21 protein-coding genes and 3 pseudogenes are annotated in these 23,164 nt (G+C 61.6%); 13 read left to right on the top strand and 11 right to left on the bottom strand.

Features of this window, described 5'->3' with window-relative positions; translation table 11 throughout:
- Window positions 1-86 precede the first annotated feature (86 nt).
- Window positions 87-758 carry a GntR family transcriptional regulator gene (locus AC0L2D_RS19855; RefSeq protein WP_013525211.1) on the top strand — a complete coding sequence of 224 codons (672 nt, stop codon included), beginning with the start codon at window positions 87-89 and terminating at the stop codon, window positions 756-758.
- A gap of 491 nt (window positions 759-1,249) precedes the next feature.
- Here AC0L2D_RS19855 and AC0L2D_RS19850 read toward each other — a convergent pair whose 3' ends face one another.
- The 3 genes from AC0L2D_RS19850 to AC0L2D_RS19840 form a co-directional block, all read right to left on the bottom strand.
- Window positions 1,250-2,440: an ROK family transcriptional regulator gene (locus AC0L2D_RS19850; RefSeq protein ID WP_064994965.1), complete on the bottom strand. Its 1,191-nt coding sequence runs from the start codon at window positions 2,438-2,440 to the stop codon at window positions 1,250-1,252.
- 141 nt (window positions 2,441-2,581) lie between these two features.
- The gene (locus tag AC0L2D_RS19845) at window positions 2,582-3,604 is read right to left on the bottom strand and encodes an SIS domain-containing protein (protein ID WP_473542034.1); all 1,023 of its coding nucleotides are present in this window, start codon (window positions 3,602-3,604) and stop codon (window positions 2,582-2,584) included.
- Window positions 3,605-4,528 carry a BadF/BadG/BcrA/BcrD ATPase family protein gene (locus AC0L2D_RS19840; RefSeq protein ID WP_473542032.1) on the bottom strand — a complete coding sequence of 308 codons (924 nt, stop codon included), beginning with the start codon at window positions 4,526-4,528 and terminating at the stop codon, window positions 3,605-3,607.
- Between the two features lie 138 nt (window positions 4,529-4,666).
- Here AC0L2D_RS19840 and AC0L2D_RS19835 point away from each other — a divergent pair.
- From AC0L2D_RS19835 to AC0L2D_RS19780, 12 genes and pseudogenes are all read left to right on the top strand, one after another.
- Window positions 4,667-5,143 (top strand): annotated as a pseudogene (locus tag AC0L2D_RS19835) (extracellular solute-binding protein); the annotation flags it as partial.
- Window positions 5,144-5,216: 73 nt separating this feature from the next.
- A complete protein-coding gene (locus tag AC0L2D_RS19830; protein WP_473542030.1) occupies window positions 5,217-5,918 on the top strand; it encodes an extracellular solute-binding protein in 702 nt (233 codons plus the stop codon).
- 1 nt (window position 5,919) lies between these two features.
- On the top strand, window positions 5,920-6,855 hold the full coding sequence (locus tag AC0L2D_RS19825; protein ID WP_027161988.1) for a carbohydrate ABC transporter permease: 936 nt from the start codon (window positions 5,920-5,922) through the stop codon (window positions 6,853-6,855).
- Complete coding sequence (locus tag AC0L2D_RS19820) at window positions 6,852-7,700, top strand: carbohydrate ABC transporter permease (protein ID WP_064994969.1); 849 nt, start codon at window positions 6,852-6,854, stop codon at window positions 7,698-7,700. The genes AC0L2D_RS19825 and AC0L2D_RS19820 overlap by 4 nt, the downstream gene beginning before the upstream one ends.
- Window positions 7,701-7,731: 31 nt before the next feature.
- Window positions 7,732-8,664 (top strand): 3,5-dioxohexanoate:acetyl-CoA acetone transferase, encoded by a 933-nt coding sequence (gene kce / locus AC0L2D_RS19815; protein ID WP_064994970.1) that lies wholly within the window; start codon window positions 7,732-7,734, stop codon window positions 8,662-8,664.
- Window positions 8,665-8,675: 11 nt separating this feature from the next.
- Window positions 8,676-9,761 (top strand): annotated as a pseudogene (locus AC0L2D_RS19810) (ABC transporter ATP-binding protein).
- Window positions 9,722-11,128, top strand: a pseudogene (locus tag AC0L2D_RS19805) (response regulator); the annotation flags it as partial. The pseudogenes AC0L2D_RS19810 and AC0L2D_RS19805, both read left to right, overlap by 40 nt.
- 418 nt (window positions 11,129-11,546) lie before the next feature.
- Window positions 11,547-12,095, top strand: coding sequence for a hypothetical protein (locus AC0L2D_RS19800; RefSeq protein ID WP_473542027.1), 549 nt, complete (start codon window positions 11,547-11,549; stop codon window positions 12,093-12,095).
- Between the two features lie 80 nt (window positions 12,096-12,175).
- Window positions 12,176-12,790 (top strand): hypothetical protein, encoded by a 615-nt coding sequence (locus tag AC0L2D_RS19795; protein WP_245322252.1) that lies wholly within the window; start codon window positions 12,176-12,178, stop codon window positions 12,788-12,790.
- 181 nt (window positions 12,791-12,971) lie between these two features.
- Complete coding sequence (locus tag AC0L2D_RS19790) at window positions 12,972-14,180, top strand: glycosyltransferase family 9 protein (RefSeq protein ID WP_473542025.1); 1,209 nt, start codon at window positions 12,972-12,974, stop codon at window positions 14,178-14,180.
- Between the two features lie 200 nt (window positions 14,181-14,380).
- Window positions 14,381-14,698, top strand: a complete 318-nt coding sequence (locus AC0L2D_RS19785) for an ArsR/SmtB family transcription factor (protein WP_473542024.1) — start codon at window positions 14,381-14,383, stop codon at window positions 14,696-14,698.
- On the top strand, window positions 14,695-15,183 hold the full coding sequence (locus AC0L2D_RS19780; RefSeq protein WP_013525198.1) for an SRPBCC family protein: 489 nt from the start codon (window positions 14,695-14,697) through the stop codon (window positions 15,181-15,183). The genes AC0L2D_RS19785 and AC0L2D_RS19780 overlap by 4 nt, the downstream gene beginning before the upstream one ends.
- Before the next feature lie 311 nt (window positions 15,184-15,494).
- Here the strand turns inward: AC0L2D_RS19780 and AC0L2D_RS19775 are convergent, their stop codons facing one another.
- The 8 genes from AC0L2D_RS19775 to AC0L2D_RS19740 form a co-directional block, all read right to left on the bottom strand.
- Window positions 15,495-16,238, bottom strand: coding sequence for an amino acid ABC transporter ATP-binding protein (locus AC0L2D_RS19775; protein WP_127415983.1), 744 nt, complete (start codon window positions 16,236-16,238; stop codon window positions 15,495-15,497).
- Complete coding sequence (locus AC0L2D_RS19770; RefSeq protein WP_013525195.1) at window positions 16,235-17,209, bottom strand: amino acid ABC transporter permease; 975 nt, start codon at window positions 17,207-17,209, stop codon at window positions 16,235-16,237. The genes AC0L2D_RS19775 and AC0L2D_RS19770 overlap by 4 nt, the downstream gene beginning before the upstream one ends.
- A gap of 59 nt (window positions 17,210-17,268) precedes the next feature.
- Entirely contained in the window at window positions 17,269-18,102 is an 834-nt protein-coding gene (locus AC0L2D_RS19765; protein WP_473542021.1) for a transporter substrate-binding domain-containing protein, read from the bottom strand.
- 131 nt (window positions 18,103-18,233) lie between these two features.
- A complete protein-coding gene (locus tag AC0L2D_RS19760) occupies window positions 18,234-18,620 on the bottom strand; it encodes a carboxymuconolactone decarboxylase family protein (RefSeq protein WP_013525193.1) in 387 nt (128 codons plus the stop codon).
- Window positions 18,613-19,443 carry an alpha/beta fold hydrolase gene (locus AC0L2D_RS19755; RefSeq protein WP_473542018.1) on the bottom strand — a complete coding sequence of 277 codons (831 nt, stop codon included), beginning with the start codon at window positions 19,441-19,443 and terminating at the stop codon, window positions 18,613-18,615. Before AC0L2D_RS19755 ends, AC0L2D_RS19760 begins: the two co-directional genes overlap by 8 nt.
- Window positions 19,443-20,516 (bottom strand): LLM class flavin-dependent oxidoreductase, encoded by a 1,074-nt coding sequence (locus AC0L2D_RS19750; protein WP_063170689.1) that lies wholly within the window; start codon window positions 20,514-20,516, stop codon window positions 19,443-19,445. Before AC0L2D_RS19750 ends, AC0L2D_RS19755 begins: the two co-directional genes overlap by 1 nt.
- Window positions 20,517-20,555: 39 nt before the next feature.
- Window positions 20,556-22,067, bottom strand: coding sequence for an aldehyde dehydrogenase (locus AC0L2D_RS19745; protein ID WP_473542016.1), 1,512 nt, complete (start codon window positions 22,065-22,067; stop codon window positions 20,556-20,558).
- Entirely contained in the window at window positions 22,064-23,056 is a 993-nt protein-coding gene (locus AC0L2D_RS19740) for a flavin reductase (RefSeq protein ID WP_013525189.1), read from the bottom strand. The genes AC0L2D_RS19745 and AC0L2D_RS19740 overlap by 4 nt, the downstream gene beginning before the upstream one ends.
- Between the last annotated feature and the right edge of the window lie 108 nt (window positions 23,057-23,164).

Genomic DNA, 23,164 nt, shown 5'->3' with positions numbered 1-23,164 from the left:
TCTTATGGTATACCATGCTATGGAGCACCAAGTACCTTGTCAACCGGGCATGGAATCTGTTTTCGTGGCGGTGCAGGAGCCAAGACATGCCAGACGACACCCTTCGCATCGACCGCAGCGCCAAGACCTTGAGAACGCTGGCGCTGGAGCGCATGCGCGAAGCCATCATGGATTTCCACTTCCAGCCTGGCGAAAGGTTGGTCGAGCGGCCGCTTTGCGACCAGCTTGGCGTCAGCCGTTCCGTCGTGCGCGAGGTGCTGCGGCAACTGGAGGCCGAGGGGCTCGTGCAGATGATCCCTGGGCACGGGCCGGCCGTAGCCAGGCCGGATCTCGGCCGCACCGACGAGATCTATGAGTTGAGGGCACTGCTTGAAGGCATTGCGGCACGCGCCTGCGCCCTGTCGGCCACCGGCGAGCAACTGGCAACGCTCGAACGCGCGCTGGCGGACTTGTTCGGGGCATGGGCGTCGGCGACGCCGCCGGCAGTGATGCGGGCGACGACGAAATTCTACGAGGCGCTGTTCGAGGCCGCCGACAAGCGTGTCGCCTGGGAAATCGTCAGCGGGCTGAATGTCCGAATCAATCAGCTTCGTTCGATGACCATTCTTTCGGAGAACCGCCGCGAGCCTGCGATCAGCGAGATGAACGAGATCATGGACGCGATAAGGTCGCGCAAGCCCGATGAGGCGGAAGCGGCGGCACGGCGACATGTCGAATCGGCTTGGCAGATCGCTCGAGATAAACTTCGCCTGGTCTAGATCCCGGTGAGTTCAGCCTATCCAACCCGTCGAAGGGCCTTGAAGAAAGTGTCTGCTTCCGGGCAATTGAAAAATGCAACTTTACGACTGAGATGGGGCGCAAAGCTGCCGTCCGCCTTCGAGCCTGGAACTGGATGCCCACTCGATCGTTTAAATAGCATAATTTCTCATGAGGAGGAGCGCATCGAGCGAGCGCTCGACCGCGTTGCGGAGATCATCGTCGCGCCTAGTGACCAAGGCGAGGAATGGCTTCCTTTATACGACCACCTAGAACGAGCGATGCAGGATCTTCAGGCGAAGGAAAAAAGTCTCGTCGCAGTACGTGGGCGCGCCAAACGAGCGCAGGGCCGAGCGAAAGCACGTTCCCGAACACCGCAAGAAACGAAATCCATATGGCCCAGTCTCTCTCGTCCGTCAGGCGCTTCTTTGGCGCGATGAGCGCCAGCAATGCTCAGTGACGACGAGGTATTGTCCTCCACGATACACCACCTCTAAGGCTCCACGTTTGACGTTGGGGGCAGCACCACAGCCGGGTGGCGCCCTTCGCGCAGCATCAGCCCGAGAGTGTAATCAACCGCCAGCTTCACGGCACCCAGCGCGGTCCCGTCGTCCCCCAGGGAACTGACGGCGATCCGTGTCGGCCACGCAAGCTCTGCCGCGACACGCTCGACGTTTTCCGTCATCAGCGGGTTTCTGCCGACACCGCCGCCAAGCACGATCAGGCCAGGGTCGAGTATGCCGATACAGCCAGCGGCCAGCCTGCCGATATCGGCGGCATGGCGCGCGACAGCCGCCACCGCCGGTGCTGAGCCCTCCAGAGCACGCGCGAACAGATCCTTGGCCGAGTCGGGCGGCGCGCCTTCCCCAGCGGGCCAGTCGACACGGCAGCGCTCTATTAGCGCCCGAGAGCCGAGATAATGTTCGAGCCCTTCACGATAGGGCGTCTCGCTGGCCGACCATGGAAACGGCATGCGGCCGATTTCGCCGGCCGCACCACCGGCGCCGCGAAACAAACGCCCCTCGGTGATGAAGCCGAGGCCAACCCGCACGCCGACCTGCAGAAAGGCGAAGGTCTGGTGGCCTTGCGCGGCACCAAAATGCATCTCGCCAATGGCCGCGCAGTTGACGTTGTTTTCCAGGACGATCGGCACCTCGATGCTGCGCCGCAGCAGGCCAAGCACGGCGGACGGCCCCCCGGGCCGGTCGAAACGATCATTGGAGACGATGCGCGGCACCGCCACCGCAATGGCGCGCAGCGCGCGAAAACTCTTGGCCACCTTGGCCATTGTGGCACGAGCGACCGACAGCACGACGGCGCCGACCGCGTCGGCATCGCCGGCTATCGTTTCCGGGATCGGTTCTTCCACCGACGCCAGCTTCTGCGCATCCATCGAATAGGCGACGGCGCGCACCTGGGCGGCGCCGACATCGATGCCGATCGCGTAGCCGGCACCTGGACCGATGCCGTAGATCGTCGCCGTGCGGCCAATGGCGCCGCGCTCAATCCCACGCGAGGCGACGAGGCCGAGCGCGCTCAGCTCCGACACCGCCGCCGACATGGTAGGCTTCGACAGGTCGAGCATGGCGCCGAGCTTTGGCCGCGTCACCGGCCCGTGCGAGGCAAGCAGGCGCAGCACCGCCCGGGCGCTGTCGGTCAGATTGGGGATTTCCGCAGCCGCCATCTCAGCCGTTCGACCTTTGCCTGAAATCCTGTCTCCGGTCGGCGAAAGCGCATTCGCTGCCCCGACTCGAAAGCCATATCCTGTCCTCAATGCCTCATTGCTGACCGGTTTGGCAATTTCCGCGATGTCCGGACAAGGACGTCAGACGTCGGTCGGCGACCACGGCTTCAGCTTGGTATCGGTCTGGCGGTAGCGGAACACGATGTCGGTGAGGCCGGCCGCGTCCTGCATGTCGCCGACAATGAGCTGGATGGCGATGATCTCCAGTATGGCATCAGCGATGGCGTTGCCGAGCGCGGGAATCGAGATCACCACCAGCCTGTCGGCTGGAGCGACATCGCTGCGCCGCGTCACCAGCACCGAGGGGCAGCCCAGCGCCGCAAGATCCTGCGCGATCTTCACCTCGCGACCGTCGCCGATGGCGATCAGTCCGGTCGCCGCATCCTGCGATTCCATCGGCCCGTGCAGATAGTTCAGCGTGTCCCATCCCGATGCCGGCACCCGCACCGCCTCGCGTATCAGCATCGCCGCCTCGCCGGCATTGGCGAAGCCGACACCGGCGCCGACGATGTCGATGGATGTTCTGCCCTGCAGCAGCCGGGCCGCCTGCCCGGCAGCGCTTTGAACACCAGATACAACAGTCGCGACCGCGCTGGGCAAACGCGTCCAGTCGAATCTGTTGCCGGCGAGCCTGTCGATCAGCATGCCGAGCGCCAGCAAGGTCCCGGTATAGCCGGTGGAGCTTGCGCCATTGTCGGCGCCAGAATCCGTGGCAAGCACAGCACCAGTCAGATCAGCCAGCGGATTGCCGCTGCCACGGCAGACCGCCAGGCGCGGCGCGCCCGACGCCTCGCGCATGACGTCGTAGATTTCGCGGCTCTGCCCGGAGGCCGACAGCGCGATGAACGCATCGGCGGCTGCATCCGTCCGGCCATAGAGATCGGTCGGCGTATAGGCAAAAGCCTTGATACCGGAGGCGCGCAGATAAAGCGCACCGGCCAGCGCCGCCTGATAGCTGGCGCCGATGCCGGCAAGCCCGATCGTCTTGCCGGCAAAAGCGCCGAGATCGAGGTCGTCAAGCGACGAGGCCACCGAACGCCGGCCGATTTCGAGACTTTCCGTCTGGCGCGCCACCGCCGGGCGATAGCCGATACGCTTCATCATTCAAACCGCTCCAATTCCCGAAGATTGGCCCTGACCGACCAGCAGTCGTTTTGCCAAGGCGACCGCACCCAGCACCGGCGGCTCGCGCAGCAGCAGCACCTGGCTCGACGGCGAGACCTTTGCCATGGCCTCGACGAATGCCGTCATCAACATCGGCTGCTCCGAGATGACCCCGCCGCCAGCCACGACAAGGGCGGGATTGGCGCCGCGTTCGATCAAGAGTTCGACCAATGCGGCCAACCCTGCCCCGCCTTCGCTGATAACACGGATAGCCAGAACCGAGCCGGCGATCGCCGCGTCGAATACGGCATTGGCATAGCGGCCCCAGACCGCGGCACCACGCGTTTCGTTGAGCAGGATGCCAAGCTTGGTCTGGTCGTCTGTACCCAGTTCGCGCATCAGCCCGGCAATCAGCGGGTCACCATCCTGGCCCCGGTCGAGGCTGTGCCGGATTGCTTTCGCCGCCTCGCGCACCAATGCCGGCGCGCTGCCCTCGTCGCCAAGGATCCAGCCCCAGCCACCGGCTGCCAGCATCTTGCCATCGGCCGTGCGTGCCACCGCGATCGAGCCTGTGCCGGAGACGACGCCGATGCCGTCGATATAGCCAGCGGCAGGAACCATCAGCTCGGCATCGTTGACCACCTGCACCGCACCACCGGTCCTGCTTGCCAGCAGCGCCTGGAAGCGAAGGCATTGTTCACCCGTGTCGCAGCCATGCGCGCCAACGGCCAGCACAGCGGGCGCGACCCCGCCGCACAATCCCGCGACGATCCCAGCCAGTGTCTCGGCATCAGTCTCCATCTGGCGAATGCGCCAGCTCTCCGTCACCAGCACCTCGTCGGCGATGCGCTCGCCCTGGCACGCCATGATGCGCGTCTTGGTGCCGCCTATATCCACGCCTGCAATGATTTTCTGGGTCACCATATCCACCGCGCAAGCCGGGCTGCCGCGTCCAAATCCTTGTTAGTTAGGAAACTTTACAAACTATCTTTCCAGACGGCAAGAACTATGATTTGATAATCGTCGTAAAAAGCGCATCAAGCGCGATTGGGAGATTGCAACATGAGCAGGAGAAGGATTGGGCTGGCCCTCGCGGCCGCGTCTTTCGCATGGGGATTGGCAGCCAGCGTAGCGCATGCCACCGACATCTCGTTCTGGACCTGGCGCCAGGAAGACAAGGCCGCCTACAACGAACTTTTCGCCGATTTCACCAAGGCCAACCCGGACATCCATGTGAAGTTCGAGTCCTTCCCGGACGAGAACTATCCGACCATCGTCTCGACGGCCCTGGCCGCGGGCAAGGGTGGCGACGTCATCCACACCCACGCCTATGGCTGGCTCGAGCAGTTCGTGAAGGCCGGCTATTTTGAACCACAGGATCTGACCACGGTGCCTTCGCTCGCCAACCAGCCCGCCGATGCGCTGGTGGCCGGCACCTATCGCGCCGACAAGAAGGTCTATTCGCTGCCCTTCGCTTCGCAGACGCTCGGCCTGTTCATCAACAAGGACGTCTTCGCCAAGACCGGGTTGACCCCGCCGACCACATGGGATGAGTTCATAACCGTCAGCAAGGCGCTGAAGGACAAGGGGTATTTATCCCCTCGCCAACGGCATGGGCACAAGCTGGTTCAACGAGATGTTCGTCGCCATCTTCACCAACCCGTTCCTCGGCCAGGATTTCGTCAGCGACCTGACGTTGGGCAAGACCACCTTCAAGGACCCGCGCTATGTCGCCGCACTCGGCAAGCTGCTCGAATTGCGCGACTACATGCCGCCCGGCTTCGAAGGCATCGACTATGACACCGCCGGCCAGCTGTTCATCAGCGGCAAAGCGGCGATGCTTGCCGGCGGCAGCTTCGACATCGCCAGCTATCGCACCCAGAACCCGGCCATCAACATGGACTTCGTCGCCCCGCCAGTGGCCAAGGCCGGCGATACGCCGCAGGTGACCAAGTTCTTCGACGGCGGCTATGCGGTCAACGCCAAGTCGGCCAACAAGGAGGCCGCGCTCAAGCTGGTCAACTGGATGGGCACAAAGGAGTTCGGCGACAAGTTCTCCGCTCTGCTCGGCAACATCTCGCCGATCAAGGGCGTCGTCATCAAGGACGAGCTTCTCGCCCATGTCGCCAAGTTGAACGAAACCGCCATGCCGCATATCAATGTCGTCTACTTCCGTTTCGAGAAACCGACGGGATCGGAGCTGCTGCAGGGCGACATCACCAAGATGATGTCGGGTTCGATCACCCCGGACCAGCTGGCCGCCGACCTGACCAACGGCCTCGCCAAATGGTACAAGCCTTTCCAGGGCAAGTGACATGAACAGCGGCCGGCGCCACACCACAAAAGCCTTTCCGTGGCGCCGGTCACTCTGGATCGCGTCCCTGCTGACACCGGCCCTGGTGGTCATGGTGCTGTTCGTGCTCTGGCCGCTGCTCTCAGCCTTCCGCCTTGCCTTCTATGAGTTCAACGGCTTGCAGCCGACCGGATTCATCGGCTTCGAAAACTTCCGCAAGGTGCTGTTTGAACAGCCTTACAGCGACTGGACCTGGAATGCGCTGAAGCACAACATCATCGCCTTCGTGGCGCTGATGGTGTTCGAGAACGGCACCGCTTTCCTGCTCGCCTATGCCTTGCTGAAGGCGCTGCCCGGCCACCGTATCCACCAGGTCATCGTCTTTCTTCCGGTCGTGCTGTCGGCGGTCATCGTCGGCTTCCTGTGGAAACTGTTCCTGCATCCGCTGTTCGGCCTGGTGAACCAGACGCTGGCGCTGGTCGGCATCGGCGCCATACCGTGGCTCGGCAACGAACACACCGCACTCGGCAGCGTCCTGTTCGCCAACGTCTGGCACTGGCTCGGCTTCCCCACCCTGGTGCTGCTGGCCGGCATGCAGCGCGTCAGCAAGGAAGTCATCGAGGCTGCCCGTCTCGACGGCGCCGGCGACTATGTGCTGATGACCAGGATTATCTGGCCGCTGATTGCGCCGAGCGTCACCATCGTCACCATCCTGACCTTCATCGGCAGCTTCAACTGGTTCGAAATCCCCTATGTCATGGCTGGCCTCACCGGTTCGCCCGGCGGCGCGACAGATGTGCTCGGCCTCTATTTCTACCGCACCGCCTTCGGTTCGACGACGACCGGGATCCAGGATTTCGGCCAGGGCAGCGCGCTGGCCGTGATGATGTTCATCATCGTTGCAGGCGTCACTGCAATCGCGCTTCGCTACCTGCGCCGTCGCGAGATCGAGCTGTGAGCGCGACAGCCCGCACCGGGCAACCCGCCGAGTTGCTGAAGAATGGCGCCATCCAGCTGATGCTGGCGATCAACGCCGTCATCATGATCTATCCGCTGTTCGTCATGGTGATGTCGTCGTTCAAGACCAACGCCGAAATCTTCAGCTCGCCCTTCGCCCTGCCGGCGCACTTTTCGCTGGCCAATGCCGAGCGGGTGTGGAGCGAAACCAATTTCGTCCGCTACCTCGCCAATTCCGTCGGCATCACCATGGCCGCAGTGGCGCTGATCCTCCTGTTCAGCACCATGGCCGCCTATGCGATTGCCCGCTACCAGTTCAGGCTGAGCGCGCTGGTGCTGATGTTTTTCCTCAGCGGCATGACGGTGCCGCTGAAACTGGCGATCATTCCGCTGTTCATCCAGCTGGATTCGCTTGGGCTGGTCGACAGCTATGCCGGCCTGGTGCTGGTCTATGTCGCCATGGGCATTCCTTCGGCGGTGTTCATCATGACCGGCTTCCTCCGGACCTTGCCGCGCGAACTGGAAGAGTCCGCACGCATGGACGGCGCCAGCGAATTTCGCATCATGCGCTCGATCATGCTACCGCTGGCGCGGCCGGCGCTGGTCATCGTCGCGATCCAGAACGCCGTGCCGATCTGGAACGACTTCTTCTTTCCACTGGTGCTGATCACCTCGGACAATCTCAAGACGCTGCCGCAGGGCCTCACCGTCTTCGTCGGTGAATTCACCACCGACTGGGGCGTGCTGTTCACCGGGCTGACTCTGGCGGCGCTGCCGATAACGCTGCTCTACATCGTGCTGTCGAAGCAGTTCATCTCGGGCATCACCCAAGGCGCGGTGAAATAGACTGCGGTCAAATAGACGAGGAAATCTTCAAGTGGCGAACCAGAACAAGATCATCATCACCTGCGCGGTTACCGGCTCGATCCACACGCCGTCCATGTCGCCGCATCTGCCGGTGAGCGCCCAAGAGATTGCCGATGCCGCGATCGGCGCGGCCGAGGCCGGCGCTGCCATCGTCCACCTGCATGCGCGCAACCCCGCCGATGGCCGGCCCGACCAATCGACCGAGGCCTTCGCGCCCTTCCTGAAGGTGATCAAGCAACGCTCGGACTGCGTGATCAACATCACCACCGGCGGTGCCGCGACGATGAGCGTCGAGGAGCGCGTCAAGCCGGCGGCAACCTTTGCGCCGGAAGTCGCCTCGCTCAACATGGGCTCGATGAATTTCGGTCTCTATCCGATGCTGGAGCGCTTCAAGACCTTCGAGCATGACTGGGAACGCCCCTATCTCGAAGGCTCGCGCGACCGCATCTTCCGCAATACCTTTGGCGACATCGAGCACATCCTGCGCACCTGCGCGCAAAACGGCACGCGTTTCGAGATCGAGTGCTACGACATCGGCCACCTCTACACGCTCGCCCATTTCGTTGAGCGCGGCCTGGTCAAGGCGCCGTTCTTCGTCCAGAGCGTGTTCGGCATATTGGGCGGCATCGGCACCCATCCGGAAGATGTCGCGCATATGAGGCGCACCGCCGACCGGCTGTTTGGACAGGACTACCACTGGTCGGTGCTGGGCGCCGGCCGCAGCCAGCTGCCGATCGCCACCCAGGCCATTGCGCTCGGCGGCAATGTGCGCGTCGGGCTGGAGGACTCGCTCTGGATCGGCAAGGGCCAACTGGCGAAATCCAATGCCGAGCAAGTGCGCAAGGTACGCCAGATCATCGAAGGGCTTGGCGCTTCGGTCGCCACCCCTGACGAGGCACGGCAGATCTTGCAGCTCAAGGGCGGCGACAAGGTCTCTTTCTAAGGAAAATACCAATGAGTGCGCTCACCATATCAGGTGTCGATAAGGCCTATGGCAAGGCGAAGGTCATCCACGGCGTGTCCGTCGACATCGCGTCGGGCGAATTCGTCATCCTGGTTGGCCCGTCCGGTTGCGGCAAGTCGACCTTGCTCAGGATGATCGCCGGCCTGGAAGACATCAGCGCCGGCGAGATCGCGCTCGAAGGCAAGGTTATCAACGATGTCGCGCCGAAATCGCGCGATATCGCCATGGTCTTCCAAAACTATGCGCTCTACCCGCACATGACGGTGCGTGAGAACATGGCCTTCGCACTGACGCTGAAGAAGATCGATAAAAGCGAGATCGACGCCAAGATTGCGCGTGCCGCGACGATCCTCGGACTGCAGGACTTGCTGGATCGTTATCCGCGCCAGCTTTCCGGCGGGCAGCGCCAGCGTGTCGCCATGGGCCGCGCTATCGTGCGCGACCCGAAGGTCTTTCTGTTCGACGAGCCACTCTCCAACCTCGACGCCAAGCTGCGCGTGCAGATGCGCGCCGAAATCAAGGCGCTGCACCAGCGCCTGGGAACCACCATCGTCTATGTCACCCACGACTAGGTCGAAGCCATGACTATGGCCGACAAGATCGTCGTCATGAATGGCGGCATCGTCGAACAGGTCGGCGCCCCGCTCGATCTCTACGACCGGCCGGCCAATCTGTTCGTTGCCCAGTTCATCGGCTCGCCGTCGATGAACATCCTGGACGGCCGCACCACTACGGACGGTTTTGTCGCCAGCGACGGCACGGTATTTCCGCTGCCTGCGTTGGGACAGGGCGAAAGTGCGCTTGCCTGGGGCATCCGGCCCGAACATCTCAAGCTCTCAGACAGCGGCGTGCCGGCGGTGGTCGAAGTGGTCGAGCCGACCGGCGCGGAAACCCTTGTCATGGCCAAAGCCGGCAACAACACGCTGAGCGCGTTGCTGCGCGAGCGGATTTCCGTGATGCCGGGCCAGAAGGTTTTCCTGGCGCCGGACCTCACCCAGTTGCATCTGTTCAACGCCAAGGGTCAGCGCATTATGCGGGTGCGGAACGCATCAAGGGTTATTCGGCAGATGAAATAATCGGCAGGCACTTTTCCCAATTCTCTACTCTCGAGGACCGTGAGCGGGGCAGTCCGCAAAGTGCCCTGGAGATCGCCGCCCGTGAAGGGCGAGTTGAGCGCGAAGGCTGGCGTATACGCAAAGACGGCACTGCGTTCTGGTCCCACGTGGTCATCGACGCCATTCGGCACGAGGATGGCGAACTCCTGGGGTTCGCGAAGATCACACGCGACATTACGGAGCGGAAGAAGGCGCAGGAGTCCTTGGATCAGGCACGTGAGGCCCTTTTCCACTCCCAAAAAATGGATGCGATCGGCAAACTGACGGGCGGCGTCGCTCACGATTTCAATAATTTGCTGATGGCGATTCTGGGTAGTCTTGAGCTGCTCCGCAAACGGCTTCCCGACGATCCACAATTGCTGCGTCTTCTCGACAACGCGGTGCTCGGCGCGCGACGGGGAGCGTCCTTGACGCAGCGCATGCTGGCCTTTGCCCGGCGGCAGCAACTCGATCCAAAGCCTGTCGATTTGATAGGGCTCATACACGGAATGAAGGATCTCTTGGAACGATCGCTGGGCTCAAGGGCGATCATAGAGACGAAATTTCCGCTCTCGCTTGATCGTGTGATGGTTGATGAAAGTCAAATCGAACTCGCATTGCTCAATCTGTGCGTCAATGCCAGGGACGCGATGCCTGGCGGCGGAACGATCGTCATCTCCACTCGGATGGAACAGGTCGGCGAAAGCAAAGAGGCTGGCTTGGCCCCGGGCCCCTACGTCTGCCTCTCGGTAGCAGACGCTGGCGAAGGAATGGACGAAGAAACACTAGCTCGGGCGACAGAACCGTTCTTCACCACAAAAGGCGTAGGCAAAGGCACGGGTCTCGGTCTGTCTATGGTCCATGGGATGACAGAACAAATGGGCGGGCGCCTAGTGCTCAAGAGCTCCAGGGGAACCGGAACCACAGCGGAACTATGGCTGCCGATCGCAACCGCGAGCTCGGAAGTCGCGCGCGGGCCGGATGTTCTTGCCGAGGAAGCCATTGAGACGGCGTCGCTGCGGATTCTGGCAGTGGATGACGATGCGCTGGTCCTTTTGAATACCGCGGCAATGCTCGAGGATCTCGGCCATACTGTCGCGGAGGCGCATTCTGCGGCGGCAGCCCTCAGGTTGCTGGAGGAGCAGCCGTTCGACCTCGTCATAACGGATCATGCTATGCCGAAGATGACGGGCCTGCAGCTATCGAATACGATCAAAGGCCAGTGGCCGAACGTACCCGTCATTATAGCAACGGGCTACGCCGAACTCCCGGGGACTCGCGACATCAAAATTCTCAGCAAGCCATTCACGGAAAAGGAGCTAGCGAGCGCGATAACATCTGTTCGCTTTATTTGGGCCGCCGGCCCGGCCAATGTTCCGTCGAGCCAAACGAAATACCGTCGCTCACGGTTGCTTGACTCCGGCCTGACTGCAACAATATCCCGACTGTGGCGCTCTGGCCTTGCACGATCGCCATCGCGGCGGGTTGATCCATTTACCTGGGGTCTACCGCCAGCCGCGCAACCTTGCATAATGCGGGCAAACTCACTTCCAACTGCAGAGTTACACTATGATGCCAATCTACATCGGGTACGACCCACGCGAAGCCCGAGTCCTCGAGGTGGCGCGATGGAGCGCCTTCCGCCGGACAAGCACGCCGTTGCAGATCCACCCACTGGTGCTCAAAGACCTTGAAGCCCAAGGAATCATGAAGCGACCGATGGAGGTACGTGACGGTAGGCTCTGGTGCCCGATCTCCGAGGCACCGATGGCGACCGAGTTTGCCATATCGCGCTTTGCCGTTCCGTTTATGCGGCAAGGCGGCTGGGCCATGTTCTGCGATTGTGACGTTCTTTTTCTGCAGGATCCCGTCAAGCTGCTCGACGTGGTCGATCCTTCCTACGCGATCATGGCGGTTAAGCACCGGCAACGCGAGTCTGAAGCCGTCAAGATGGACGGACAAACGCAGACGTTCTATCGGCGCAAGAACTGGTCGTCGGTCGTTTTGTGGAATCTAGACCATCCCGCCAACAAACGACTGACGAACGAAATGCTTAATACGTGGCCCGGACGTGACCTCCACGCCTTCAAATGGCTCGAGGATCATGAGATCGGGGAGTTGCCTCTGGCATGGAACTACCTCGTAGGGGCGTCGGCTTCCGAACTCGACCCCGCCGAGGTGTCGCTGGCGCACTACACGCTCGGCGGTCCCTGGTTTGCCGGTTGGTCGGGCGCCACACAATGGGACGAATTGTGGAGCCGAGAAGAAAGCATTCTGCGTGCGTTTGAGGAAAATGCGGTTCAGATCCCCGCATGAAACCTCCGCTTTCGGATCTCTTGCCCGTGCTCTCAAAGCCCATCCTCCGCTTGCCCAGGCTCACGGGTCCCGTCTTGGTCATGGGATCGGCGCCGAATTTTCGCCTCCCGTACGGACATGATGCCGGTTGGGCGCTTGTAACCGTCAACGCTTCCCAGATTTTGGCGGAAACCTTTGGCCTCGCCGCTCCTGATATGGCGCTGATGCGTCGCGGCATTCTGGTTGGCCAAGGTGAGCAGGACTTCTACAAGCGTGACTTGCTAAAAGGGCGGCAGGCAAAGCATCTGATCGTCCCGATCTGGCCTGACGTGGAGGACAAGCTGAAAGCCGGCTGTCGCACCTTCGATTATCGTTACGAGACCTTGCAGGCGCTTACCAGGTGGCAGCTTGCCAACATCGTCTGGCGGCTTAGCGGCAAATTTCACGTATCCCGCGGCTGGCACCGGAACATCTCCACGGGGGCTTTCGCTGTCATGCTTGCGCGTTTCGCCGGCTTCGCTCCGGTTGTGGTCAGCGGGTTTTCCCTGTCTCAGGCCGGGCATGGATACGATAGCCGAAACGCCTTCCGATATCATGCCGACGAAGATGCGGATTTGCTTCGGCGGGTGGCGAGAAGAGGCGAGCCCATCTACGCGGAAGATAGAGACTTCGCCAGAGAAAGCGGATTGCCGCTTTGGCAGGGACAGACGCCATGACCACGGCATCCGCAGACCGACAGGCCCCGGTTCCGCTCCTCCCAGGCAGCGAGCGCTGCGTGGGATTGCCTTTTTGTTTGTGGAACAAACGAGAGGTGCATGGGTCGGAGGTTCCAAGGCTGCCGATCCATCGATCACCACAAGCGGCACATGAGCTCTCTTGGACGTTTGTGCGCGCCCAATGACCAACATCCTGCCCCATCGTTTTGACGTGCTGAATATCTCGATGGCTGATCGGCTGGCTGTCAAATCCATTCTGGTTATCCAGGCGAAGTACATCGGGGACGTCATTCTGACCTCGGCGCTTATGCGAAATCTGCGCGTCGCCTACCCACACGCCATCATGGCCATGCTTTGCGCTCCTGGCCTGCGAGACTTGGTGGTCAGCCAGGGTATCGCAGACATAGCCATCGGATTCGACCCTCGAGGTGGTGGTAGAAGCCTAACCAGGCGCTTGAAGGAATATTCAAGCTTGGTCGCTGAGCTCCGCCGCCGAAAATTCGATCTCACCATCGATCTGACCGACTCGAAGACATCGAGGATAATACACAAGCTGATCGGCGCCCCAATGCGCGTCGGATACGATCCCCCCGAAGTGCCTCTAAAATCTTGGAAAAGTCAGCCTGCCAATATATTTGCTGAAACCTTCGGCCAGGGAGGCGCGCATTACCTGTACCGATATCTTTCGCCGCTGAGAGCGCTCGGGATAACGTCGAGTGAAGTGACACCGAGGCTTGAGCCCACATCCATCGGACGAGGCGCTTCGACCCAGATTCTGGCTCAGAGCAATCTGAATGCAAAAGCTTTCGTCGCGGTGCACGCCGGAGCAAGGTTCGAAGGGCGGTGCTGGCAACCTGAACGGTTCGCCGCAGTGATCGATGAGGTTTATGAAACGACGGGCCTGCGGTCACTGCTGATTGGCGGACCTGACGAGAGCGCAATCGCGCAACGTATCCTGAATGTGGCGGTCAACCCGTTGGCAAGCGTTGTTGGCAAAGCCTCGCTTGAGACACTAACAGCATTGCTTGCGGACGCGTTTATCTTCCTGGGAAACGAGAGCGGCCCAATGCACTTGGCCGCATCGGTCGGAACTCCAGTTGTGGGCCTCTACGGGCTCACTCCCCCAGATGTCTGGGGCCCAGTTGGCGTGCCTTACCGCACGGTTGAGCCGCCATTGCCTTGCCAGTGTGTTGCTCCCCATTTGTGCAAACCCAACAACCCGGGCGGCGTCTACTGCGTGCACCGATTGCCCGTTGCCAAGGTCGCTCAAGCAACACATGAGTTGATAGAGGCGGTGAGACAACAGGGGAATGCATCCGTCAATTCACCTTCTCCCGGCGGCGACGCGCTGATCCTCCCATCGGCTCAGGATCGGAGCCGGTTGCAGTAATGACCTCAGCATCGGCTGTCCGGGTCCTTGGCAAGATCGTCCTGCAACGCTCTCATCGGCTCGCGCTTTTGCATGCGCCGCGGCTCGCCCGGGAGGCGCGACGAGACGGGGCCGCCAAGGCGGCTTAATCAGAGTCAACGGGCCGCCCGTCGACTACTCCAAGGTTGACATGGAAGGCCCGTCGATTTAAGTTCGCGTTAGTGGCCACTAACGCGAACTACTGGACTGCGCTCGGAGATTCGACGAGACGAACGATCTTCGAACTGTTGCTCGAACAGCCTTGTTCGGTCAGCGGACTTGCTCGTGCGCTGCCTGTAACCAGACCAGCGGTCTCTCAGCACCTGAAGGTACTCAAGGAGGCCGGGCTTGTTGCCGACACGCGCTCGGGCAAGGAAAGCATATATCGTATCGATCCCGGCGGCCTGGCAAGTCTGCGCGCGGAAGTCGATCAGTTCTGGAGCAAGACCCTGGCGGGCTACAAACTAGCCGTCGAGCTTCCAAAGAAGGACCAGGTATGAGCAAGCATCCTGCTACCGAGCCTGTAAGGCACTCCGTCGTCGTCGAGGCATCTATGGCGCGTGCCTTCAAGGTCTTCACCGAGGATTTCGGCAGGTTCAAACCTCGCGAGCACAATCTTCTCAAAGTGCCCATTGCTGAGACGATCTTTGAAGCCTGGGTTGGGGGGCACGTTTACGATCGCGGCGTCGACGGCAGCGAGTGTCGCTGGGCTCGTGTATTGACTTACGATCCGCCGAGCCGGCTGGTTCTGAGTTGGGATATCAACCCGCGGTGGCAGATTGAGACCGACCTGAACAAGACCAGCGAATGGGAAGTCCGGTTCACGGCGGAGACGGAGAACCGGACCAGGGTTGAGATCGAGCACAGGAATTTCGAGCGCCACGGCGAAGGCTGGGAGAGCGTGCGCGGTGGGGTCGATAGCGATCAAGGCTGGCCGCTGTACCTGCAGCGGTTCCACGATCTTTTCACCGGTCGGGCGCCCTGACGCCGTGCCGCGATAGCCAAGGACCAGATGCCGAACGGCACGTTCCGCCAAGTCGCATTGCAGGTTCATGACGGTACAAGCGCGCCGCTGTTTGTGGTAAAAGCGACGTTCGAGCTAATCCGCAACGAGCCTTATCCCGATCAGCAAGTGGGAGCCTAACCATCTTGCTGTTGAAAGCGCCCGACGCTTCCAGATGCGAGCGACGGCACGGGTGGAAGACTTGCGCTCCACCATAGCGGAGACCGTCCGCGTTATCGCTGAATAACTGACCCACTACCCTTACCGCCATTGGCTACGGCAAAATGTGCGTATCAGTGCTTCAGTATCTGGCTGAGAAACAGCTTGGTCCGATCGTGCTGAGGATTTCCGAAGAAGCTGTCCGGCTTGCCTTCCTCGACTATCTGGCCGACATCCATGAAGATGACGCGATCGGCCACCGCCCGTGCAAAGCCCATTTCATGAGTGACGCAAACCATAGTCATGCCGTCGCGCGCTAGCGCGGTCATCGTATCGAGCACTTCCGACACCATTTCCGGGTCGAGTGCCGATGTCGGCTCATCGAACAGCATCACCGCCGGCTTCATGCACAGGCTTCGCGCAATGGCGACGCGCTGCTGCTGGCCGCCCGACAGCTGGACCGGGAATTTGTTCGCCTGTTCGGGAATGCGCACGCGCTCCAGGAACTGCAGCGCGGTATTGCGTGCCTCGGCGGCGGAAACGCCCTTAACCCACATCGGCCCGGCCATGCAGTTCATCAGCACGGTCAGATGCGGAAACAGGTTGAAGTGCTGGAACACCATGCCGACATTGCTGCGCACGTCGGCGACGTTCTTCATCTTTGGGTGAAGATGGATGCCGTTGACGGCGATGTCGCCCTCCTGATGCGATTCGAGGCGATTGAAGCAGCGGATCAGTGTCGACTTTCCGGAGCCGGACGGACCACAGATGACGATGCGTTCGCCTTTGTGGACCGTCAGATTGATGTCCTTCAGGGCATGGAACTGGCCGTACCATTTGGAGACGGCCCTGGCTTCAATGATGGGTTCAGCGCTCATCGCACCTTGCTCCTGGCATAGTGCCGTTCGATGCGGGACTGGATCAGTTCGAGGCAGATCGACAGCATCCAGTAGATGAGAGAGGCCGAAATCAGCATCTCCATGTGCTGGAAGGTCTTCTGGCCCAGCGTGCGGGCAAGGAACATCAGCTCCCAGACGCCGATGACCGACACCAGCGAGCTGTCCTTGAGCATGGAGATGAACTGGTTGCCGGTCGGCGGAATGATGACCGGAAGCGCCTGCGGCAGGATGATCCGGCGCATGGTCAGCGAAAAGCCAAAACCCATCGAGCGCGATGCTTCCCATTGACCACGGTCGATGCTCTGGATTCCCGATCGGAAAATTTCGGTCATGTAGGCGCCGTAGCACAGCGAGAGCGCCAGGATGCCGGCGGGGACCGCACCGACCACGAAGCCCAGTTGCGGCAGGCCGAGATAGATCAGATAGACCTGCATCAGGAGCGGCAGGCCGCGAAAGAACGAAGTGTAGAAGCTTGCGATGGCGTAGGCGAAGCCGTTGGTGGAGAGCTTGGCTACGGCACCCAGTATGGCGATCAGGGAGGCGATGATGATGGAGATGGCCGAGACGTAGAGCGTGGTCACCACGCCCTGGGAAATCAGGAATGGCAGCTTTTCCCGGATGAAGGGCAGGCTGAGATGAAAGGTCGCGAAGAAGGCCAGGAAGAGCAGCAGCAGTTCGAACCAGACGATGGCGATCTGGACACGCAGCGAGGCGAAGCCGATCAGGACGACATTGAGGACGAACAGAAGCGCGATCACGAAGGCGATGGCAAACCGACCATAGAGGCCGCTCTGCGACGGTTCGCCGATGACCGGGCGCATCAATTCGCCGAAGCTCGTCGACGTCAGGTTGAAGGCGAGGAAGATCGCAAAGACGACGCCGAACATCGTCGCCACAAACCACGGCTTGTGCACGAGGACTTCAGCTTCGACGGTATCGGGGTAGAGCATAGCCTGTCCCTTCGAATGGTCGGCGGCCCGCACAGGCGAGCCGCCAGCGAACGTCGGAACTACTTTACGGCCGAGTAGTCGACCCCGTACCATTTCCTGGAGAGCGTGCTCAGCGTTCCGTCGCCTTTCATGGCCTTCACGGCATCGGCGATCCTGGCCGAGAATTCCGGGTCACCGTGTTCGATTGCGACAGCCAGGGGCTCATAAAACACCGGATCGCCGATCTGCCTGATCGGATAACCGGCTTTCACGGCATCGACGATGCTGGGCTGCGACGAGACGACGGCATCGAGCCGAACGCCGTCACCGACCCGCAGATCGTCGAAAGCGGTGGTGGAGTTCTCGTAGGAGTGCACTTCCTTCGCGTTGAGCTTGTATTCGAATGGCGGCGCACCGGCCGCGTCGAGCGTCAGATCCTTCTTGGCATAGGCTTCGAAGGTCGATGTCGTCGTCGCGCCGACAACCTTGCCATCCAGATCGCTCAACGATTTGGCCTTGCTGTCCTTGTGAACCGCAACCGCTGCTGGCGTGTAGTAGTAGACAGCGGGAAAATCGAAGATCTCGGCGCGCTTCTTCGTCGGCGTCATCGAACCCACATGCATGTCCCAGCGGCCGACCCAGTTGCCGGCGGTGATGATGTCCCAGCCCGGCGTCACGAACTCGACCTTGACGCCGATGCGCTTGCCGATCTCCTTGGCGACATCGATGTCGAAGCCGTCCAGCTCGTTGCTGGCGTTGAGGAAGGACTGCGGCGCCCAGTTGGCGTCAGTTGCGACCTTGAGAGTCCCGGCCGCCACGACACGGTCCAGCACCGCGCCGGCCTGAGCCGGAAGCGTCGTCAATGTCAGGGCAAGCGAAGCCGCCAATGTAGCCAATTTCAGAGATGTTTTCATGTGCACCGTTCCCCTTGTTGTTGTTGCTAATTTAGAAATGAGACTGCCGTCGCCGTCTTCCGGCGAGGCAGAGGAGGTTTGCCGCGCCGATTGCTCGGAACGAAGGTAAGCCGACGGTCGCGAAACGCTTGTCATGGCGTGTCGGCCTTGGCTTCGTCGCGCACCGCACGCGCGACACGGAAGGCCTCGACACCTGCCGGAACGCCGCAATAGACCGCGATCTGGATCAGGGCCGCCCGCAGCTCGTCGTCGCCAAGCCCGTTGCGCATCGCACCTCGAAAATGCACGCCGAATTCATGCATGCGCCCCAGTGCCGCAAGCATGCCGAGATTGAGCAGGCTGCGCTGCTTGAGATCGAGCGCGGCGTCAGTCCAGCATGTGCCCCAGCAATACTCGTTGAGCATGTCCTGGAGGGGCCTGGAGAAGTCGTCGGCATTGCCGATTGCGCGGTCGACATAGTCGTCGCCCAGTACTTTGCGGCGGACTGCCTCGCCGGCTTTCTGCAATTTTCTATCCATGGCTGGTCGCCCCTGCCCGTCGTGAGTGGTCATTCAGGAAATCCGCAATCAGGCCAGCGACCGGCCCGGGCGCTTCGATCAGGATCGAATGCCGCAACCCCGGCAGGATCTCGAGCCGCGAGCCGCGGATCTGGTCGTGCATATGACGCGCCATGCGCGGGTTGGATCCCTGGTCGTCCTCCCCCGTCACGATCAGTGTCGGCGACCTGATCTGGTCGAGGATGCCGCCGAAATCTGTCTCGGCCAGAACCCGGTAAGCGGCGGCGTAGCACGCAGGATCGTTCTCGGCGTCGCGCCGATGCAGCTCGGCGATCACATCCGGGTTGCGCTCCTGAAACTCCTCGGTCAGCCACCGCGAGAGCGACGCGGCATGGTGCGCACTCGGCTGGCTGGCGGTCAAAGCGGCGAGACGACGCAGAACCGCCTGGCGTTCTTCCGGCAAGCGCCCGGCGACGGTCGCCAGCAGCACCAGCTTTTGAAGCCGATCGGGATGGGTCAGTGCCAGGCGCTGGGCTATAAGGCCGCCCAGCGAGAAGCCGGCAAGATGAAAGCGCGCAAAGCCAGCATGATCGGCCAGCGCCAGCGTATCGCCGACGAAGTCATCAATCTCGTAGCGTCCCTTGATGCGCGCCGACCCGCCATGGCCACGCAGATCAAATGTGAGCACGGTGAACTGATCCGGCAGGCGAGCGACGACGCCGCGCCACGCTTCCAGATAGGAGCCGACGCCATGGATGCAGACCAGCTTCTGTGGCCCGTTCCCGTCGACACGATAGTTGAGCGCCACATCGCCGTGGACGAAGAAACCGGTCGCCATCGCCATCAGTGCCCCACAACGACAGCCCTGGTGCGATTGCGTGCCGCGAAGTGCGGCATGACCTCGTCGACGAACAGCCGGATCGTCTTCTTCTGCAGCTCGAACGGTAGGTTGAAGGTCAGCCCCAGGCAGTACTGGTCGACGCCGGCGGCCTCGTAGTCCTCAAGCTTCTCGATGATCTCGTCGGGCGTGCCGAACATCAGGTTCTTGCGGATGCTCTCGGGATTGTAGTTGTCCTTGCCCTTGACGCTTTCATAAGGCACAGCCTCGGGGAAACCGTTCTTTACCGTGCCGATGTTCTGGAAGAGGTTCTCGAAGGAGCGCCCGTAGTCGATGGCGTGGCGGACCGCGACTTCCCAGTCCTCCGGGCGATCGTAGATGCAGGTGCGGCGTTGCATCATCAGGCGTGGGCGGGGCACTTCCGGATGGTCCGCGACCGCCTTTCGAAATTTTTCGCCGAGCACGGCAATCTCGGCTGCGGGCGCTGAAAGCGGCGTCGACAGGATGTTGGCACCGATGCCTACGGCCCAGTCGAATGTGCCGGGGTCACGTGCCGCCACCCAGATCGGCGGATGCGGCGTCTGCAATGGCTTGGGCACGCCCGCGGCCAGCGGAAACTTCCAGTAGTGGCCGTCATGCGCATAATCATCGGCCCACAGTTTCTTCACCGCCGGCACCAGTTCCTTGAGGTAGGCGACGCCCTCCTGCTGTGGCATGCCGCCGGCCATGCGGTCGAACTCGTATTGATAGGACCCACGGGCTATGCCGAACTCCAACCTGCCGCCGGTCAGGTGATCGCAAAGGGCGGCTTCGCCAGCCAGGCGGATCGGGCTCCAGTACGGCGCCACCAGCGTCGAGGTGCCAAGCCGGATCTGCTGCGTGTGCTGCGCCAGCCAGGTCAGGGTCATCAACGGATTGGGCGAGATGGTGCACTCGATCGTATGATGCTCTGCCGTCCACAGCGTCTCGAAGCCGCCGGCGTCGGCCATCTGCGCCAGCTCGAGCAGATTGCTCTTCACCTTCGACATCGGCATGTCGGGCGAGAAGCGCTCCATGGTCAGCGACACTGCAAACTTCATTTCTGTTGTCCCGTCCTTTGTGGTCGGTGTGGATGATGCTCAGCGCAGGCGGATGACGAATGGGTCCTGCATGACCCCGGAATAATCGATCATGATGTTCTTCAGCCGCGAGAACTCCTCCATCACGTCGAAGCCTCCCCTGCGGCCATAGCCGCTTTCCTTGAAGCCGCCATTGGCCGACATGAACGACGAGGCGCGATAGGTGTTGATCCAGACGGTTCCGGCATCGACATTGCGGGCAAAGCGCAGCGCGCGGTCGATGTCCTTGGTCCAGATGCCGGAGGACAGTCCGTAGCGCGTGTCATTGGCGAGCGCGGTCATCTCCTCTTCCGACGAGAAAGGAACCACGCCGACAACCGGACCGAAGATTTCTTCCTGCATGAAGTCCATGTCGTTGCGGGCGTCGACCATGACGGTCGGCTCGAAATACCAGCCTTCCGCGAGCTCGGCCGATTGCGGTCTGCGGCCACCGGCCGCGATCCTCGCCCCCTGATGGACGCCCGAGGCGACGTAGCTTTCAACTTTGGCAAGTTGTGCCGACAGCGCCAGCGGACCCATGTCGGTATCGTCATTCAGGGGGTGGCCCACCCTGACCCCCCTGGCGCGCTCGACCAGCGCGTCGACGAAACGGTCATAAATACTGGCCTCGACGAAGCAGCGCGATCCGGCAACGCAGCTCTGGCCGGCGGCGGCGAAGATGCCGGAGACGACGCCGTCGACGGCATGGTCCATGTCGACATCGGCAAAGACGACCTGAGGCGATTTCCCGCCAAGCTCCATCTGGCACGAAACCAGGTTCGCCGCAGCATTTGCGGCAATGCGCCGGCCGGTGGCCGTGCTGCCAGTGAAGACGATCTTGGCGATGTCGGGATGACGCGTCAGCGCGTCGCCGGCGCTGGTGCCGGTGCCGGTCACGACATTGACGACGCCGGCGGGGAAGCCGGCTTCCATTATCAGTTCGGCCAGCGCCAGCGTCGAGGCGGTGGCGTGTTCGGACGGCTTGATGACAACGGTGTTACCGATGGCAAGGCAAGGCGCCAAGGTGCCGGTGAGCAGCATCAGCGGCGAGTTCCACGGCGTGATCATGCCGACGACGCCAAGCGGCTCGCGCATGTTGAAGTTCAGCATGTCAAGCTTGTTGACGGGGATGGTGTCGCCCAGCAGCTTGTCGGCCATCCCGGCGAAATAGCTGTAGGAATCTGGCATGGCGCGCATCTGCGCCCGCATCTCCTTGAGCAGCTTGCCATTGTCGCGTGTCTCGATCAGCGCCAGCTCGTCGGCATGTTCGAACACCAGTTCCGCCAGGCGATAGACGAGCTTCCCGCGGTCGGTCTGGGTCATGCGGCGCCAAGCCGGATCGGCAAAGGCTGCTCGCGCAGAGGCCACAGCGGCATCGACATCGGATGCGTCGGCCTCGGCCAGTTCATACCAGGACCTGGCGGTCGTTGGATCGTAGCTTGGAATATATTGCCCGCCTTTCGGTGCGACGAAACCGCCGCCGATGAACAGCTGCTGGCGGGAATTCTCGATCGATTTGACTGACGTCTTCATGGCTGTTCCTGTTCGGCGTCCTTGGGGCTTTGCATCCATGGCTTCGAACCGCCATCAATGCTGGCGAGACGCCCGCCATCGCCCGAATCCATGTAGATGCTGAAGCGCTCGTCGTGCCGCTCGCGGCTGTAGCGGCGCAGCAGCGCGCGGATTTCGCGCGCCGGAATGTCTTCGTAGGGAAGGTCCGCCAGCGGAAAGAACTTGAATCCCGCGGGCAATGTGAGGGCGGCGGAAGCGCCGGAGAGCCGGGCGCGATAGATGAGGTAGCCGGGATCGCTGTCGGCGACATCGAAGACGGAATAAAGAAACGTCTCATCCGGAAGCAGCGTCAGTGCGTCGCCGCCTTCGAGCTTGAGTTCGTTTTCCGCCTTGCGGCTCTTGGCGCTGGGCAGCACCCAGCCGCCCTTGCCGTCGGCGCGCAACAGGATGTTGCCTTCGGCTTCGATCAAATAGCCGACGATCATCGAGTGGGAAGCAAGCCAGCCCGGTGGCAGTGGATCCTTCACCGAGGCATAGCGTCCGCGGCAAAAGCCGAGCGGTGCCGACGGACTGGTGCCAAACGCCTGCACGGCTCCGATGAGAACGACATGGTCGCCGGCATCGACGCGGTTGTGCACGGTGCAGTCGAACCAGGTCAGGCATTCGTTGAGGATCGGCGCCCCGGTGTGGACACGGTCATGGCTGATCGAGCCGAACTTGTCGTGCGCCTTCGAGGCGAAGACCGCCGAGACGTCGGTCTGCCCCTCATGCAAAAGATTGACCGCGAAAGAGTCGGACGCGTTGAACGCGGCATAGCTGGCAGCGGCCTTGCCGACGCAAACCAGAAGCAGCGGCGGATCAAGCGAGACCGACGTGAAGGAGTTGGCCGTCATGCCGCGCGGCGTGCCATCGGCGTCGCGGGTGGTGATGACTGTGACGCCGGTCACGAAGGTTCCGAATGCCCTTCTCAGTGCAATCGGATCGATCGTTGGCTGTGGGGTCGTCAGCATCTGGCCTCGTGTTCCCTCTTCGTATTGCACGAGACGTTAGCCGCTGACCTGCAACCGTTCTTCCTCCTGTTGATAGGAACAGTAGGCAGAGAGGCTGCTGTGTTTGCG

Source organism: Mesorhizobium sp. WSM4833 (assembly GCF_055811095.1).
The sequence above is the reverse complement of the archived record's forward strand: the minus strand, read 5'-3'. Positions and strand labels throughout refer to the sequence as shown.